This window comes from Candidatus Flexicrinis affinis (assembly GCA_016716525.1).
GTDB lineage: Bacteria > Chloroflexota > Anaerolineae > Aggregatilineales > Phototrophicaceae > Flexicrinis > Flexicrinis affinis.
Window position 1 is genome coordinate 377,465 of the sequence record JADJWE010000002.1, and the last position, 17,819, is coordinate 395,283.

The following is a 17,819-nucleotide window of genomic DNA, read 5'->3' on the forward strand; positions in this document are numbered from 1 at the left end:
AACGCAAACGGCCTGAGCGCCGAGATGAAGGCGACGCTGTGGGCGGCCGCCGATAAGCTGCGCGGCAACCTCGACGCCGCCGAATACAAGCACGTCGTGCTGGGCCTGATCTTCCTCAAGTACATCTCGGATTCGTTTCAGGAGGTGTACGACCAACTGGCAATGGAGCCCGACGCCGAGACGTACAACATCCCCGAGGACCGCGACGAGTACGCCGCGCGCAACGTGTTCTGGGTGCCGGCGGAGGCGCGCTGGAAGACGCTGCAAGGCGGCGCAAAATCGCCGCAGATCGGCGTGGACATCGACAAGGCGCTGGCGGCGATCGAGCGCGAGAACCCGACTCTGCGCGGCATCCTGCCGCAGAACTACGCGCGCGCCGACCTCGACAAGCGGCGGTTGGGTGAGCTGGTCGACCTGATCGGCGGGATGGCGCTGGGCGGCAGCGAACGGCGCTCGGCCGACATCCTCGGCTACGTGTTCGAGTACTTCCTGGAGCGCTTCGCCGCGGCCGAGGGCAAGAAGGGCGGCCAGTTCTATACGCCCCGGCCGGTGGTGCGCCTGCTGGTGGAGATGCTGGAACCGTACAAGGGGCGCGTGTACGACCCGTGCTGCGGCAGCGGCGGGATGTTCGTGCAGTCCGAGGAGTTCGTGGAGCGCCACAGCGGGCGCGTGGACGACATCTCGATCTACGGGCAGGAGAGCAACCCGACGACGTGGCGGCTGGCGCGGATGAATCTCGCGATCCGCGGGATCGAGAGCAACCTCGGCCCGCACGCCGCCGATACCTTCCACGCCAACCTGCACCGCGACCTGCGCGCCGACTTCATCCTCGCCAACCCGCCGTTCAACATGAGCGACTGGGGCGGCAATCTGCTGTCGGACGACGCGCGCTGGCAGTTCGGGACGCCGCCGGCGGGCAACGCCAACTTCGCGTGGGTGCAGCACATGATCTACCACCTGAGCGCGACGGGCCGGGCGGGCTTTCTGCTGTCGAACGGGTCGATGAGCAGCAACACCGGCGGCGAGGGCGCGATCCGGCAGGCGATTGTGGAGGCCGACCTGGTCGACTGCATGGTGGCGCTGCCGCCGCAGTTGTTCACCAGCACTCAGATCCCCGTGTGTTTGTGGTTTATCAACAAGCGCAAGCCGGCCGACCGGCAGGGGCAGACGCTGTTCATCGACGCGCGCCAGATGGGCGAGATGGCCGACCGGACGCTGCGCGTGCTGACCGACGACGAGATCGCGCGGATTGCCGGGACGTACCACAACTGGCGGACGGGCGAAGGCGAGTACGCCGACGTGGCCGGCTACTGCAAGAGCGCGGCGCGCGACGAGATCGCCGGGCATGGTTACGTGCTGACGCCGGGGCGGTACGTGGGCGCGGCGGAGGTGGAGGACGACGGCGGGCCGTTCGAGGAGAAGATGGCGCGGCTGACCGAGACGCTGTGGGAGCAGTTCGCCGAAAGCGCGCGGCTGGAACAGGCGATCCGCGACAACCTGGCGGGGTTGGGCTATGAGTGACGGGCCAGACTATGCCGAACTCCGGCGCATCTTTGAGGCGAAGCGGTACATACTGACGGCGCATGCGTCGAGCCGCGCGATCGAGCGTGATATCGACGATTTTGAGATCGAGGAGGCGGTAATTGCCGGCTCGGTGATTGAGGACTACCCGGACGACAAGTACAGCCCGAGCTGCCTGATCCTGGGGCGCACGCAGAGCGGGCGTATCCTTCATGTACACTTGTGTTATCCACCCAAGGTGAAGGTCATTACCGTGTACGAGCCGTCCCCCGACGAGTGGGAACCGGACTGGAAGACGAGGAAGCCGTGATGGACGAATGCCTGTACTGCAAAGGTCAGTTGGAAGAGAAGCGGGTGTCCCGCGTGCAGGAGTACCACGGGCGCTGGTACCTGATCGAGAACGTACCGGCGCTGGTGTGCCGGCAGTGCGGCGAGACGTTCTACACGCCGCAAGCCCACAGCCTCGTGCTGCGCCTTGTCCGCGAGTCGGCCGAGCCGGTGCGGACGGAGCAAATGGCCGTACTCGATGCATCGTGAGGCTAACCGAGACGCTGTGGGAGCAAGGACACCCCATGAAGTGCGTAATTTGCAGACAAGGAGACACCCAACCCGGTACCGTGACCGTGACGCTGGAGCGCGGCGGGACAACGCTGGTCTTCAAGAACGTGCCCGCGCAGGTGTGCGCCAACTGCGGCGAGGCGTATGTGGACGACGACACCACCCGTCAGCTTCTGGAGGCGGCCGAAGCCGCGCTGAAGGCAGGCGTGCAGGTGGAAGTGCGCGAGTTCGTGGCGGCATGACCACCCGCACGGCTGGAACAGGCGATCCGCGACAACCTGGCGGGGTTGGGCTATGAGTAGTTCCCAAACTCCAGCCGGAGTTGAACCGATTTTCGGGATGCTTCCCGAGAATTGGACGTATTCAACGCTAGGGCAGCTTGTCGATCTTGGAAGTGCAAGTCTTCAAACCGGACCCTTCGGAACAAACCTCCTTGCCTCAGAATACAAGCGCGAGGGGATACCGGTAATTGCGGTCAAGAACATCGGCGTCAACGCGATAAACATTGATGATGATACTCCTCGGGTTGACGAGAAGACATTTCGACGACTCGAGACATATCGCATTGCCGAAGGAGACATCCTTTTCGGCCGGAAAGGCGCTGTCGATAGGCGAGCTTATGTAAACATTTCGCAATCAGGCTGCCTCCAAGGGAGTGACTGCATTCGGTTACGACTCGACGCACGTTCTTTTGATCCTAAATATGTTTCGTATGTTCTCGGAACGCCGCAATACTTGGCTTGGATTACGCAGAATGCCGGTGGAACTACTATGCCCTCATTGAATCAGACGATTCTTCGAAGGGTACCACTTCCCCTCCCTCCCCTCCCCATCCAGCGCGAGATCGCGCACATCCTCGGCACGCTGGACGACAAGATCGACCTCAACCGCAAGATGAACGCGACGCTGGAGGCGATGGCGCGCGCGCTGTTCAAGTCGTGGTTCGTGGACTTCGATCCGGTGCGGGCCAAGGCCGAGGGGCGCGATCCGGCCGGGATGGATGCGGAGACGGCGGCGCTGTTCCCCGACGGGTTCGAGGACTCGCCGCTGGGGGACATCCCGCGCGGGTGGCGGGTCGGGACGCTGGGGGAAGTGAGTGAAAAACCTCAATACGGGTATACAGCGTCGGCCTCTGATTCCCCTATTGGTCCAAAGTTTCTGCGTATTACCGACATCAACAAAGCGCCATGGATAGACTGGCAGAATGTCCCCTACTGCGAGATAGCCACTTTGGAGATGGAGAAGTACCGCCTCAGGTTCGGTGACATTGTGATCGCACGTATGGCAGATCCCGGCCATGGAGCTTTGGTCGAAGAGGATGTAGAGGCGGTCTTCGCTTCATACCTGATTCGATTCCGGCCTCGCAGGACGGAGTATGCCCGATATCTTCAATACTGGCTTCGTTCATCGCACTACTGGTACATCGTCGATGGCTTCAAGACCGGCACAACGAGAGCGAGCCTTAATGCGCAAGTACTGAGCGGATTCAGCTTACTTGTACCGGATGTTCGTGTTGCCAAAGCGTTTGACCTAGCTGTCGGTGAATTGCGTAACAAGATCGTCGCGAACAACAGCGAGTCGCGCACGCTGGCCGAACTGCGTGACGCGCTGCTGCCGCGGCTCATGCGCGGGGAGTTGGTGGGGGTGTAGGGGGCAATATGGGGCTTCCATCTAGTGTTGATGTCAAGATTCGTGAGCAGTTCACGACATTGATCAAAGATGGTCCGGGACTCGTGTCGACGATGAAAGCCGAAAATCGACAATCCAGGTCTGAGCCCAAGACCGTGATGGGTAGACCTGTCCTCGACCTTACCGGAACAGAGTACCATAGTCAGGGAATGGCCTTCGAGGCTTACCGAACGCAAGCAATAAGCCTACTGCGGCTCGTCCTATCCAAAACGGATCGAATGCAGCAGATCACAGCGGACTTCCGAGGATTACCGCAGCGGTCATCTTCTGTCGAGTTCATCACTGGGACATTGATTGGATTGCAAAAGGACTATGAAGCGGGATTGCTGGACGACTTATCCATCATGATCGAGGCGGAAATCGCGTCCGACTACATGGGACAGGCTGAGCATCTTCTTGGTGAAGGCGTTCCCGGTCAAAATGATTATGTGCCCGCGGCAGTACTTGCGGGTGCAGTCCTTGAAGATGCGCTGCGTCGTCTGTGCGAGCGACAGGAACCGCCGATCTCAACCCGCAAGGACGATGGCGAACCGAAGAAGCTTGTGATCTTGGTTGACGGTCTCAAAGCGGCGGGACTGTTCAATGAACTCAAGGCGAAACAGCCTAGAGCATGGGCTGACATTCGCAATGCAGCGGCACACGGCAGGTTTGACGAATTCAAGCGCAGCGACGTGGAGGCGATGTTGAAAGGCGTGAGGGACTTCCTCGCGGACTACTTGTGATGGGTTCTGCGTGGTGGCTAGAAGCGCCGCGTCTCATGCGCGGGGAGTTACAATATGTGCGGTTAAGTCGTGAGGACACGAAAACATGATTGACGACATTTCAGAGACGGTACCACGCATCGAGAGCATCAAAGTCAAGAACTATCGGGTTCTGCGCGATTTCGAATTGACTTCGATAACGCCACTGACAGTCCTTCTCGGACCGAATGGGAGTGGCAAGTCAACAGTGTTTGATGTTTTCGCATTCCTCTCCGAATGTTTTACTGTTGGACTGCGCAAGGCGTGGGACAAGCGAAATCGCTTTCGAGAGCTCAGAAGTCGCGACTCAAATGGACCGATAGAGTTTGAGTTGAAATACCGCGAACAACCAAACACGCCGATCATTACGTATCAACTCTCAATCGACGAGACGCTGCATGGTCCTGTTGTCTCCCGAGAACGTCTCCAATGGAAACGTCAATCGTATGGCGCGCCGTACAGGTTTCTGGATTTTGAGAACGGGCGTGGAAATGTCACTTCAGGCGAGACGCCGGATACTCCGGCCGAACGAGTAGAGGAGACTCTTTCAGCACCGGATGTACTCGCGGTCAACACGTTGGGTCAGCTTGCAAGGAATCCCCGGGTCAACGCTCTTCGCCAATTCATTACTGGCTGGCATCTCTCGTATCTTAGCGCCGATAACACGCGCGGAATACCCGAGTCCGGATCACAAGAGCGCCTTTCCGAGACAGGAGACAATCTCCCTAACGTTATCCAGTACCTGAAAGAACAACATCCCGATAGGCTGTCCGCGATTCTTAAGCTGCTGTCCCGGCGCGTTCCCAAGCTAGAGCGCGTGGACGCAGAAATCATGCCCGATGGGCGACTGCTACTACAGATAAAGGATGCACCATTCGACCGCCCAATAATGTCGAAGTTCGCATCGGACGGCACACTAAAGATGTTGGCATATCTGACCCTGCTTTACGATCCTGAACCGCCGAGACTCATTGGTATTGAAGAACCTGAGAATCAACTCCATCCGAAACTTCTCCGCGGGCTGGCTGAAGAATGCCGTACAGCGTCGTCAAGAACACAACTTATGGTCACGACACATTCACCGTTCTATGTCAATGGCTTGAGACCCTCAGAATTGTGGATTCTCTATCGAGATGATGACGGTTACACGCGTGCCGCGCGAGCGTCTGAGCTCGATGGAATCACAGACCTAATCAGGAACGGCGCGCTATTGGGTGACCTGTGGATGGAGGGCTTCTTTGGGATTGGTGATCCCTTGACAAATTCTGGCGGACCTAAGCGCCGTAGGACCGTCTAGGTGCAAGAGGTCCACAACATGCTTCTACACTTCTATGTTGAGGAAATGTCTGCCGAAGTTGCGCTGCTCGAGTTGGTGCCAAAGGTTCTTGCTGGACTTGACTTCGAGTACGACATATTTTCGTTTCAGGGTAAACCGGCGCTTCTGCGACACCTTCCAAATCGGCTCAAGATCTACAAACATCGACCCGGTGATGATTGGCGCGTATTCGTCTTGGCCGATCGAGATTCCGATGACTGTAAAGAACTCAAGAAGGAACTGGAGCGGATAGCCGCAAGTGTTGGGCTTGAAACCCGTACGGCGTCTCCTGACAGATTCACAGTCGTGAACCGAATAGTGATCGAAGAACTGGAGGCTTGGTACTTCGGTGATGTGGATGCGATTGTCGCTGCGTACCCACGTGTTAGCCGACACCTCGCGTCTCAACGGCGATTTCGGGATCCGGATGCAGTACCCGGTGGAACATGGGAACAGCTTGAACGATTGTTAGTGGACTACCATCCCGGCGGCCTAGAAAAGATCCGTGCCGCACAAGAGATATCGGTGCATATGGATCCACGGCGAAATCGATCGAGAAGTTTTCAAGTCTTCCGTGATGCCTTGCTCGACGTATTCAAGTGACCAATAGTAGCCGCGGATTGCTGCAGCACGACGCGCGCATTAATGCCGTCGCCCAACGGAGACTTGGCCCATGAAGCCGTTCAACGAGGACACCGTCGAATACGCGGCGATCGACTGGCTGCAGCAGGCCGGCTGGGAGTACGTGCACGGCGGGGTCATCGCGCCGGGGGAGCCGGCCGCCGAACGGACCAGCTACCGCGAGGTCGTCCTCGAAGGCCGGCTGCGGGCGCAGCTCGACCTTATCAACGCGCACATTCCCCCACTGGCGCGGGCCGGGGTCTTCGATGACGTCGTGCGGCGGGTGCTGCGCACCGACAGCCCGGACGTCATGCAGAACAATCACGCGTTCCACAGGCTGCTCACCGAAGGCGTCGACGTCTCGTACAAGGCCGATTCCGACACGCGCTACGACAAGGTCTGGCTGATCGACTTCGCCAACCCGGCGAACAACGGGTATCTGGCGGTGAACCAGTTCACGGTCGAGGACGTCAACCCGAAGTCGAAGTCGAAGACCAACCGCCGGCCGGATGTGGTGCTGTTCGTCAACGGGCTGCCGCTGGTGGTGATCGAACTCAAGAACGCGGCCGACGAACAGGCGACGATCCACAAGGCGTACAACCAGCTGCGGACGTATCGCGACGACATCGCCGGGCTGTTCCGCTACAACGCGCTGCTGGCGATCTCGGACGGGATCGAGGCGCGGGTCGGGGCGCTGGGCGCGGGCTGGGAGCACTTCAAGCCGTGGCGCACGGTGGACGGCGGTGAGGTCGGCACGCCGACGCTGGAGACGGTCGTCCGCGGCGTGTTCGCGCCGGAGCGGCTGCTGGACATCACGCGCAACTTCACGGTGTTCGAGCGTAGCGAAGCGCGGCTGATCAAGAAGGTCGCGGCCTATCATCAGGTCTATGCGGTGAACAAGGCGGTCGAGCGCACGGTCACGGCGACGGCCGCGGCCGGAGATCGCAAGGTCGGCGTGGTGTGGCATACGCAGGGCAGCGGCAAGAGCCTGTCGATGCTGTTCTATGCCGGGAAGATCATCCAGCATCCGGCGATGGAGAATCCGACGCTGGTGGTGCCGACCGATCGGAACGATCTGGACGATCAGTTGTTCGGGACGTTCGCGGCGGGGCAGGAACTGCTCCGTCAGGAGCCGAAGCGGGCGGACAGCCGCGAGCATCTGCGCGATCTGCTGCGGGTGGCGTCGGGCGGCGTGGTGTTCACGACGATTCAGAAGTTCATGCCGGATGACGACCGGATGGCGTATCCGCTGTTGAGCGACCGGCGCAATATCGTATTCATCGCCGACGAGGCGCACCGGTCGCAGTACGGGTTCGAGGCGCGGATGACGCGCGCGGGCGAGTTCAGCTACGGGTTCGCCAAGTATGTGCGCGATGCGCTGCCGAACGCGTCGTTCATCGGGTTCACGGGGACGCCGGTGGAGACGACCGATGCCAATACGCGCATGGTGTTCGGCGAGTACATCGACGTCTACGACATCCAGCGCGCGGTCGAGGACAAGGCGACAGTGCCGATCTTCTACAAGGCGCAGCTGGCACGGTTGAAACTGCGCGAGGAGCAGCGGCCGAAGATCGACCCAGACTTCGAGGAGATCACCGAAGGCGAAGAGGAGACGGCCAAGGAGCGGCTCAAGACCAAGTGGGCACAGCTCGAGGCGATGGTCGGCACGTCGGAACGACTCGAACAGGTCGCGCGGGACATCGTGACGACGTTCGAGGAACGGCTGGAGGCGATGGACGGCAAGGGCATGATCGTGTGCATGAGCCGGCGCATCGCGGTCGACCTGTACGATCAGCTGGTGGCGCTGCGGCCGGATTGGCACGCGGACACCGACGCCGACGGGTTCCTCAAGGTGGTGATGACGGGCAGCGCAAGCGATCCGCCGGCGTATCAGCCGCACGTGCGGTCGAAGACGCAGCGCAAGGCGCTCGCGGAGCGGTTCAAGGACCCGGAGGACGGGTTCAAGCTGGTGATCGTGCGCGATATGTGGCTGACCGGGTTCGACGCGCCGTCGCTGCACACGATGTTCGTCGACAAGCCGATGCACGGCCACGGGTTGATGCAGGCGATCGCGCGGGTCAACCGGGTGTACAAGGACAAGCCCGGTGGCCTGATCGTGGACTACCTCGGCATCGCGACCGATCTGCAGCAGGCGATGAAGGCGTACACCGAGGCCGGGAGCGGTCAGCCGGCGTTCGACCTCGAGCGGGCAATCACGGTGATGCGGGACGCGTACGACGTGGTCAAGTCGATGTTCCACGGCTTTGACTACGGCGCGTTCTTCCGCGGCGAGCCGGCGCAGCGGGTGCAGGTCATCCCCAAGGCGATGGAGCACATCCTGAAGCTGGCCAGCGGGACTGGTGACGAGAACAAGAAGCGGTTTATGGACGGCGTAACGCGGTTGTCGCAGGCGTTCGCGCTGTGCGTGCCGGACGAGTCGGCGCTGCGCATCCGCGATGATGTGGCGTTCTTTCAGGCCGTGCGCTCCCAGTTCGCCAAGTCGACGCCAGTCGACGCGCGGACGAAAGAGGATTTGGACGGCGCAATCAAGCAGTTGGTGTCGCAGGCGGTTGCGTCGCCCGAGGTGATCAACATCTTCGAGGCGGCGGGACTGAAGACGCCGGACGTCGGAATCCTGAGCGACGAATTCCTCGAGGATGTGAAGCGCCTTCCAGAGCGGAATCTGGCGCTCGAACTGCTGCGCAAGCTGCTGCAGGACGAGATTCGTACGCGGTCACGGCAGAACGTGGTGCAGGCGCGGTCGTTCGCGGACATGCTGGACAAGACCATCCGGCGCTATCAGAACCGTACGATCGACGCCGCGCAGGTGATCGCGGAGTTGATCGCGATTGCGAAAGACGTCCGCGACGCGCAGGGACGCGGCGAAGAGCTGGGGCTGAGTAACGACGAGCTGGCGTTCTATGACGCGCTGGCCGAAAGCTCCAGCGCACGCGCGGTCATGGGCGACAAGCAGCTGGCGATCATCGCGGTGGAGCTGCTCCAAAACGTGCGGCAGAACGTGACGATCGACTGGGCGGTGAAGCAGGCGGCGCGGGCGCGGCTGCGGGTGCTGGTGAAGCGGATCTTGCGCAAGTATGGCTATCCGCCGGACCTGCAGGAGGACGCCGCGGATCTGGTGCTCGAACAGGCCGAGCTGATCGTAGGGGGCCGGAGGATCAAACGGGCTGTGCGGCGCTTCGAACACCATCCACAGCATGAACGGCGCGTCTGGATCGCGCTGAGACAGAAAGCGCACCGACGGTTCGATGATCCAGCTTGTGTGGGTGTATTCGTCCGGTACGCTGCTCACGGCTGGATAGACCTCGTTACCGCCCAGACCATGCCCGCGATACAAGCCGCCGTAGCCGTTGTCCTCCAACCAGTTGACATAGTCGTCCGGGTGCAGCGTGACGTGATCGAAACCGAAGCGCGCGCGCTCGGGATAGAAGTGCATCTTCCCGATTGCCTTGGTCTGGTACCCGGCTTCGCGGCTCAGCCGATACGGCAAGCTGTGCTCGGCTAGAATCGGGGTACGCGGACCGGCAAGGAAGTTGTAGGGCATGCCGTGCCGCGACCCGCTCTGCCCGGTCAGCATAGTCGCCCGCTGCGGCATGCAGATCGGGCAGTCGGCGTAGGCGCGCCGAAACCAAAGGCCCTCGTCGGTCAACTGGTCGAAGTGCGGGGTCATGACCGGGTGACGGCTGTTGGCGACACCGAGGCAGTCGCCGCGCCATTGATCCAGAACGATGAAGACGATGTTAGGTGACGCCATCGGCTAGATCCCCAGCGGGTCCATCTTGTCGCGCGGAGTCAGCCGCAAATGATCCGGCCACTGCAGTACGAACCCGTGCTTTACGGTCAGTTCGCGCTGAAAGTCGGCGAGGTGCGTCGCGTCGCCGCGCACAGCACGCGGCGCGACACTGTGGGCGAGGCAGTAGGCCGCCAACGCCCCCGCCGCCTCCCCGATGTTCCATTCCACCGGATGCAGCCGATAGCACCCGTTGGTGATGTGCGTAACGCCCAGATTCTTGCACGCCGGCAGCAGATTCTCAACGCGAACAGGGATCAGCGCACCCAACGGAATTTGAAACGGCCAGTTGGTGATGTCGACATAGTTGCGCCGGTAGCTCGGATGCAGGTCGATCCGGTAGCTCCCGATCCCAACGGTATCTGCGAACGGCTCCGCGCCGCGTAAGCTCCCGCGCGCCTCGACACCGACATGCTGCTCGAGGACCGTGAACTCCGCCCGGATACGCCGGCTCTCACGGACATACGGCGCCTGTGCAAACTCGTCGCTTGAGCCGAGCAGGTCACCGCGTGGGCGCAGGCCGGGATAGCCTGCACCGCCGTCCGGGCGCGGAGCCTCGGTCTGCATCCAATACAGCATGGCAAGGCTCAGGCTGCGTGCGCCGTCCAGCGCCGCCTTGCGCGCCGCCGCGTCGACTCCGGGGCCGACGGCCGGTTTGAGCCAATAGTCGATCTGGGGCCAGTTGACGACGACCACGTCACTCGGGTAGAACCCGTCGGGATAATACTTGCGGTACAGAATGCGCCGGTAGTGCCACAAATCGCTGCCGATCGCGTCGTCGGTCGGGCCGGTAAACATCGGGCGAGTCACCGGCTCAAGCGTAACGGGGTCACTGGTCGTCCAGCTCAGTTGAGGAGCAGGCCAGAACGGGGCCTGATAGCCGCGCCAAAAGTCGTATCCGGCGGGCCTGGCGATCGTGAAGTCCTCGCCGAGATGATAGTCGACCGCGAAGCACCACGAGATCGACTGCTGATCGAGCGGGTCGGCGTCACCCGGCAGCGCATGCGGTTCGGCTGTTTCGGCCTGGCTCTCCGCCCCCGTGACGTGTTCGACGTTTGCGAGTTCGAGCAGGTCTCCCAGCTCGGTCGCGTCGAGGACATACCGAGCCGCAATGACCACCTGATCGCCGGTGTTGACATCCTGCATCGTGACGCTGGTGATGCGATCTCCGTCGCATTCGGCGGCAACCGGGACGCAGCGCAGCAGAATGGTCAGCCGCTGACTGGTTTGATACGGGGCCAGCATCGCACGAATGACGCTGTGCGCGATTGCGGGCTCGTGGCACAACGGTGAGACGTTGCCCATGCCCGGGTTGAAAAAGCGCCGGGCGTTGGCCGCGTCGGTGAGCGGGTAGTAGCGGCGATACGTCTCGCGGATGCCTTCCCGCAGCAGGCGATAGCTGGCCGTGCAGCCTGTGCCCTCGGAGTCGATCCACGGGTTCTCGTCCGGAGGAACCCCTTGTGCGGTCAATTGACCGCCTACCCAGTTCGTCTCTTCAGTGAGAATGACGGTGCGTCCAGCACGGAGCGCTGCCAATGCTGCCGCAACGCCCCCCAGGCCCCCGCCGACGATCAGAATTTCTGTATCCAGTTCTCTCACGGCGACTCTATCCTTTGACACCCGAAGACGCGAAGCTTTCCACAACGAAGCGTTGTGCGAATACATAGAAGATCAAGATGGGCAGCACCGACAACGTCGTGGCCGCGAGCTGCACTTCCCAAATGGGCTGACCGAACTCGTCGGTGAACCCGCGCAATGCCAACGGAAGCGTAAATTGCTCGACACTGCGAAGGTAGACCAGCGGTTCGAGGAATGAATTCCACGTCGTCAGGAACGTGATAATCGCGACGGCGCTCAGGACAGGGGTCGCAATCGGCATCGCGATTCGCCAGAAGATGCCCCATCGACTCAAGCCGTCCAGAAACGCGGCTTCTTCCAGCTCCTGAGGAATCCCCAGAAAGTGCTGGCGCATCATGAACGTCGCGATGACGCCATGAGCACCGAAGACCGGGAAAATCAGCAGCGGCCAATGCGTGTTGTCCAGCCTCAGGGATTGCACGACATTGAATTTCGGGATGATCGTGACTTCCTCAGGCATCATGAGGGCACTGAGCAGCATGAGAAACAGCAGTCCGCGGCCGATAAACCCGATCCGCGCGAAGGCATACCCGGCAAGCGACGAGAAGAACAACGTCCCGGCAGTCACCACCACCGCAATGTAGACACTGTTGAAGTACTGCTGCGCGAACGGCTGAAGCTCGAAGACGCGCGCGTAGTTGCCCCACTGCCAATTGATCGGGAGCAGCGTGGGCGGATACGCGAAGACCTCAATCGCCGGCTTGAGCGAGCTGCCCATCATCCAGACGAACGGGAACACAAACGGCACGACCATGACGGATAGCACCAGGTACAGCCAGATGTGCTTCCGAACGGATAACGCTGCGCGGTACAGGGGCCGGTTCACCCTACACCTCGCTGTACACAAAGCGCTTGCGCAGGAACCACTGCGTGAGCGTGGCGACCAACGCGATCGCAAACAGGATCACCGCAAGCGCACTGGCGTAACCGGTGTCGAACACCTTGAACGCTTGAAAGTAAATGTAGTTGACCAACACCATTGTGGCGTTCGACGGGCCGCCGTTGGTCATCAGGACGATATGGTCAAAGACCTTCAACGACCCTACTACGGTCAGGACGGTGACGAGCAGGATCGTCGGGGATAGCAGCGGTACGGTGATGCGCCGGAAGCGGTCAAATGCTGTCGCGCCATCGACCTGCGCGGCCTCGTCATACTCGCGCGGAATACTCTGCAGCGCCGCCAGCAGGATGATCATGTTCAGGCCGACGTTCTTGAGCGCCCGCGTGAAGATCACCGAGAACATCGCCCAGTTGCCATCGCGCAGCCAATTCGGTCCGTCAATCCCGACCGAGTCGAGCAGCAGGTTCAACGTCCCGTTCTCACCCTGCAGGATGAACTTCCATACGATCGCCCACGCGGCGGCGGATGTGACAACAGGTGCGAAGAACAACGTGCGGAAGAACGTCACGCCGCGAATGGCGCGGTTAAGCAGCACCGCCAGCACCAGCGCCAGCACGACGTTCAGCGGCACCAACCCCAGTGTGAACACCAGGCTGTTGATGAGGACCTTGGTAAACAGCGGGTCGCCGCCAAGGATGTTCTGATAGTTGGCAGACTCCACGTATTGCCACGTGCCCGTAAGCATGTTGCGGTCCTGGAAGCTGTACAAGAAGACAGCGACCAAGGGAAGCAGGACCGTAAGCACAAAGCCAACGACCATCGGGCCGACGAAGACGTAGCCGAACAGCGCATCACGCACTTTCAGGCTCAAGTGCAGCGGTCGCAAGAGGCTGGATGGCCGGGCAGCAGAGGTGTCGAAGTTCATGGGCGTACGCCTCTCGTGGCGCGGAGGGGCGTGATACCCCTCCGCGCTGCTTGGCTGTCAGATTCTACCGGTTCAGCAGGGGCTGAATGGCGGCGCACATTTCATCCATGATCGCCTGGATATTGGCGTCAGCCACCCAAAGCTGATCCCAATACGTCCGAGACGTCAAGTCGATGGTCGGGAAGTTCGGATGTGCAGGCAGCACGCGTCCGGTCAGGGTTGGATCGATAACGGCGGTCTTCATGCTCTCGGCGGAGATCGTCGGGTTGGCAGTGTATAGCACGTCGGTCGCCAGGGCGGACGCGCGGATCGGCGGGAAGAACTCGGCGATCTTGAGCGTGTTCTCCTTGTTGGTCAGGAACTTGACAAAGTCAATGGCGATATCGCGGTTCGGGCTGTTATTGAACACGACGATTGCGGCCTGACCAATCACGTCGACCTTGCCGGCAGGGCCTTCAGGCAGCGGGGCGATGTCCCATCCGAAGCTGGCATCGGCCAGCGGTCCAACCCGGCTGAGCTGCCCCATCAGGACCGCTGCCGTTCCAGTGTAGAAGTCAACGACCTCGCCCGGTGCTTCCACGCCGCGATCGACGAAGATCATGTCGTGGAACTTCTGGACCCCGGCGACACTCTCCGGGCTGTTGAGCAAGCAGTTGTTGTCGGCATCCCACGCGTCGCCGCCGTATGCCCAGATGAACGGGATCACGGTGTGCCAGACGCGTTCGCCGCTGTACAGCGCGCCGTTGATGCTCTGTAGACCCGCGACACCGGTCTCCTCACGGATCGCCTTCATGGCCGCGGCGAGGTTGTCCCACGTGTACTCGCCCTTCTCCAGCATCGCATCGGGCGCATCGACGCCCGCGGCGGCGAACAGGTCGCGATTGTAGATGAGCAGAAACGGTGAAGTCGAGAATGGCACGCCGTAGACCCCGTCGCCAGCCAGCCATAGCCCCATGCCGGACGGCGCAAGGTCGGCGTAGTCGTACTCTGCGTCGCTGGTCAGCGCCGCGCCCATGTCAGCTAGGATGCCTGATTGCAGCCACGTTGGAGCCACGTTCTCGGTCAGCCAGCCGGCGTCCGGCGGGTTGGTCCCGCTAAGCTGCAGCGGAAGTGTGGTGTTGTAGTCGGCAAAGGGGATGAACTCGAACTGCACGGTGACGCCCGGATTGGCGGCCATGTATTCCTCAGCGATGGCCAGGAACGTCGCCGAACGGTCGGAGTCGACCGGAATCCACTGGGTGAAACGAACAGTGACCGGTTCCTGTGCCGCGGACGTGAGCGCGAAGGCGAGCAGCAGAACCAGAATGACAAAGAAGCGGTTCATACGAAGCATGGGTCGTGTCCTCCAAGATATGGGTCTATCGATGTCGATGTTGGACGGTCTGTGTAGATGTTTGGCCGTGCGCTCCTCCTTAGCGATAAACCGCTTAATCAACCGGGCAAAAAGACCGACGCATGCACCGAACGGTCGGTTAGCGAAGGTCGCGGACGGTCTGTCCGGGAACGGGCGTGCAGCTCAACGTTGCACGCAGCGGAAGCCTGATCTGGGACTCGTCGCCGTTCAGCCATTCCTGCAGCATCCGAAAGGCCAATTGGCCCATCTCACGCCGAGGAATGCCAAAGGTCATCCAATCCGGAATCTCCTGGGTCGGGTTGAGCGGGTTGCCAAGGACCGCCAGCGAATAGTCAGCCGGGCATGATAGCCCAAGTGAATCAGCGCATTGCATGATCCGTAGTCCGAGCATGTCGTCCTCGGCAATCAAGGCAGTCACGCCATCGTCAATCCACGCTTGCACCGTATCTGGCATGATGCCTTCTGGCACTCCGCGCCACATCCATCCGTCGCGCAGCAGTACCCCTGCCCTTTCAAGACCTTGGTGCACGCCGCGTTCACGGTCCCGACTCGCCTCAGTCGTGCGGATCGATCGCACATAGACGATGTTTCGGTGCCCTAGTCCGATGACACGATGGACCAAATCTTCTGAGGCTGATGCGTAGTCCGCCGCGACGTACGAAAGCGACTCCGTCGATGACTCGCGGCGGCCGATATACACGAATCGGTAGCCGTCACGCACAAGCTGATCGACTTCGGATCGGTCGCCGTGACCCAAGAGAATCGCACCATCCGCACGTAGAAGCCGATTGACCCCGTGCTGATAGATCCTGCGCTTACTGCCCTGCGCCGATCCGGTTACGAGCAGAAGATCGTATCCGAGCCGATCGGCCTCTTCTTCGATTCCGATCAAGAACGGATAGTAGAAGCTGCTTGAATCGATCGGGAAAATCGACTCGAACGTGAACACAGCGACGATCCGGTTGTGGCCGCCGGCCAACCGCTGCGCAACCGGATTCGCCACATAGCCTAACTCGCGGACAGCCGCCCACACCTTTTGCTGCGTCGCCTCGCTGACCCGCACACGCTCGCCGACGACATTGTTCAGCACGACCGAAACGGTCGCCTCGGACACACCGGCGTGGCGGGCAACATCACTGATACGAGGTCGGATGGGTGGCATAGTGTTCCATATGATTAAGCGATTTATCACAAAGGATAAACCGCTTAATCAGACTTGTCAAGAAATGCACAGTCGTTGCGCCTCCAAAACGGGTTGGGCGGCTTGTGCCGCATACTGCGCTAATCAACATCGGGATTTCGGGATTCGCACATAACAAAAAGCCGCAATGCCGCCTCCAGACACAGCGTCAGGCACGGGTGGCCCAGTTCACGCAACCTGTTAGGCGACCGTCGTTCGCGTGTTCGACTTTGGGGCTGAACTACCGTTCAAATCACTGGCCTGTATGCGCTCAACCCTTCATACAGGTGAATCGCCGTACGAATCCCCTTGCGTAGGCACTCCAAATAGAACCGTTCGTTGGGGCCGTGCACGCGATCTGAAGGAAGCCCATATCCCGCCAGAATGATGGGCACGTCCAACACACTTGCGAATGTACTCAATATCGGCAAGGAGCCACCCTTGCGCATAAGAATGGGCCGGACACCGAAGCCCTTTTCGTAGGCGTCCATGGCGATCCGCATTGCCGGGTTATCGGCGGCTACCACCACCGGCTGACTCGATCCAAGCACGCGAAACTCGCTGCGCACGGTCGGTGGCGTGAGCTCCGCGACCCGGGCGCGCAGCAGTTCGGCAATCTCGGCCGGGTCCTGATCGGGCACAAGGCGGCAGCTGATCTTGGCGAGCGCACGGGCCGGGAGTACGGTCTTGCGGCCCTCGCCCGTCCACCCTCCGACAATTCCGTTGAACTCGAGCGTCGGCCGCGCCACAATGCGTTCGCGGAGGCTGAAAGCGGGTTCGCCCCATGGTGCCGGAGCACCGGTTTCGGCCCGCAGCTCGTCATCCGAATACAGGCCAGCAAGCTCTGCGCGTTCAATCTCCGAAAGCGGCTGTACCCGATCGTAGAATCCATCAACCGCGACCGATCCATCCGCGCGATGCAGCCCGGCGGCGATCTCGCACAGCGCCTGTATCGGGTTGTGAACAACCCCGCCATGCTGTCCGGAGTGTAGGTCGAAAGCCGGACCAAACACCTCCAGTTCGGCATAAAGCAAGCCACGAAACGCCGTCGAGATCGCAGGCTGTTCAAGGCTTAGCATCGTCGTGTCAGAGATGACGACGACGTCCGCTGCCACGCGGTCGCGCTGAGACTGTACGAACGCTGCTAGACCCGCCGAGCCGACCTCCTCTTCGCCCTCAATCACGAACTTAACGTTGATCGGAAGCTGTCCGTCGTGGGCGGTCAGCAGCGCTTCGATGGCTGCGAGATTGATGAAGACCTGCCCTTTGTCATCAGCCGAGCCACGTGCGACGATGTGGCCGTCCATCACGAGGGGATCAAATGGGTCGTGCTGCCACTCGCTCAACGGATCGGCAGGTTGCACGTCGTAGTGGCCGTAAATGAGCACCGTAGGTGCATTCGCTGCCCGCAACCACTCTCCGTAGACGATCGGATGCCCGTCCGTGGCCACGACTTCGACCGTATCCATGCCAATCGCACGTAGTTTCACGGCGGTCCACTCGGCCGCACGCTGCATGTCCGCCTTATGTGCCGGCAGCGTGCTGATGCTCGGGATCCGCAGATACTGCTTGAGTTCGGTCAGAAACCGCGTGAAGTTGCTGTCAGCGTAGGCGATGGCAGTCTGCATG

Annotated in this window: 15 protein-coding genes and 1 pseudogene; 9 read left to right on the forward strand and 7 right to left on the reverse strand. The window is 60.9% G+C overall.

Annotated features, from left to right (window positions below; translation table 11 throughout):
• Positions 1–24 precede the first annotated feature (24 nt).
• The 9 genes from IPM16_10780 to IPM16_10820 all read left to right on the forward strand — a co-directional run bounded on the left by IPM16_10780 (position 25) and on the right by IPM16_10820 (position 9,967).
• The gene (locus IPM16_10780; protein MBK9123586.1) at positions 25–1,521 is read left to right on the forward strand and encodes an SAM-dependent DNA methyltransferase; all 1,497 of its coding nucleotides are present in this window, start codon (positions 25–27) and stop codon (positions 1,519–1,521) included.
• Positions 1,514–1,831 carry a DUF4258 domain-containing protein gene (locus IPM16_10785; GenBank protein MBK9123587.1) on the forward strand — a complete coding sequence of 106 codons (318 nt, stop codon included), beginning with the start codon at positions 1,514–1,516 and terminating at the stop codon, positions 1,829–1,831. The genes IPM16_10780 and IPM16_10785 overlap by 8 nt, the downstream gene beginning before the upstream one ends.
• Positions 1,831–2,058 (forward strand): YgiT-type zinc finger protein, encoded by a 228-nt coding sequence (locus IPM16_10790; protein MBK9123588.1) that lies wholly within the window; start codon positions 1,831–1,833, stop codon positions 2,056–2,058. Before IPM16_10785 ends, IPM16_10790 begins: the two co-directional genes overlap by 1 nt.
• A gap of 35 nt (positions 2,059–2,093) precedes the next feature.
• Entirely contained in the window at positions 2,094–2,321 is a 228-nt protein-coding gene (locus tag IPM16_10795) for a type II toxin-antitoxin system MqsA family antitoxin (GenBank protein ID MBK9123589.1), read from the forward strand.
• Between the two features lie 52 nt (positions 2,322–2,373).
• Positions 2,374–3,729: a restriction endonuclease subunit S gene (locus IPM16_10800; protein ID MBK9123590.1), complete on the forward strand. Its 1,356-nt coding sequence runs from the start codon at positions 2,374–2,376 to the stop codon at positions 3,727–3,729.
• Between the two features lie 8 nt (positions 3,730–3,737).
• On the forward strand, positions 3,738–4,490 hold the full coding sequence (locus IPM16_10805; protein MBK9123591.1) for a DUF4145 domain-containing protein: 753 nt from the start codon (positions 3,738–3,740) through the stop codon (positions 4,488–4,490).
• Between the two features lie 85 nt (positions 4,491–4,575).
• A complete protein-coding gene (locus IPM16_10810) occupies positions 4,576–5,805 on the forward strand; it encodes an AAA family ATPase (protein ID MBK9123592.1) in 1,230 nt (409 codons plus the stop codon).
• An 18-nt stretch (positions 5,806–5,823) separates the two neighbouring features.
• Positions 5,824–6,426 carry a DUF4276 family protein gene (locus IPM16_10815; GenBank protein ID MBK9123593.1) on the forward strand — a complete coding sequence of 201 codons (603 nt, stop codon included), beginning with the start codon at positions 5,824–5,826 and terminating at the stop codon, positions 6,424–6,426.
• 70 nt (positions 6,427–6,496) lie between these two features.
• Complete coding sequence (locus IPM16_10820) at positions 6,497–9,967, forward strand: type I restriction endonuclease subunit R (protein MBK9123594.1); 3,471 nt, start codon at positions 6,497–6,499, stop codon at positions 9,965–9,967.
• An 18-nt stretch (positions 9,968–9,985) separates the two neighbouring features.
• Here IPM16_10820 and IPM16_10825 read toward each other — a convergent pair.
• The 7 genes and pseudogenes from IPM16_10825 to IPM16_10855 all read right to left on the reverse strand — a co-directional run bounded on the left by IPM16_10825 (position 9,986) and on the right by IPM16_10855 (position 17,818).
• Positions 9,986–10,216, reverse strand: a pseudogene (locus IPM16_10825) (sulfatase-like hydrolase/transferase).
• Between the two features lie 3 nt (positions 10,217–10,219).
• A complete protein-coding gene (locus IPM16_10830; protein ID MBK9123595.1) occupies positions 10,220–11,851 on the reverse strand; it encodes an FAD-dependent oxidoreductase in 1,632 nt (543 codons plus the stop codon).
• A gap of 7 nt (positions 11,852–11,858) precedes the next feature.
• A complete protein-coding gene (locus tag IPM16_10835) occupies positions 11,859–12,644 on the reverse strand; it encodes a carbohydrate ABC transporter permease (GenBank protein MBK9123596.1) in 786 nt (261 codons plus the stop codon).
• Positions 12,645–12,717: 73 nt separating this feature from the next.
• Positions 12,718–13,656, reverse strand: coding sequence for a sugar ABC transporter permease (locus tag IPM16_10840; protein ID MBK9123597.1), 939 nt, complete (start codon positions 13,654–13,656; stop codon positions 12,718–12,720).
• A gap of 64 nt (positions 13,657–13,720) precedes the next feature.
• Positions 13,721–14,989, reverse strand: coding sequence for a sugar ABC transporter substrate-binding protein (locus IPM16_10845; protein ID MBK9123598.1), 1,269 nt, complete (start codon positions 14,987–14,989; stop codon positions 13,721–13,723).
• Positions 14,990–15,128: 139 nt separating this feature from the next.
• The gene (locus IPM16_10850; protein MBK9123599.1) at positions 15,129–16,172 is read right to left on the reverse strand and encodes a LacI family DNA-binding transcriptional regulator; all 1,044 of its coding nucleotides are present in this window, start codon (positions 16,170–16,172) and stop codon (positions 15,129–15,131) included.
• A gap of 266 nt (positions 16,173–16,438) precedes the next feature.
• Complete coding sequence (locus IPM16_10855; GenBank protein MBK9123600.1) at positions 16,439–17,818, reverse strand: dipeptidase; 1,380 nt, start codon at positions 17,816–17,818, stop codon at positions 16,439–16,441.
• Position 17,819: the final 1 nt, after the last annotated feature.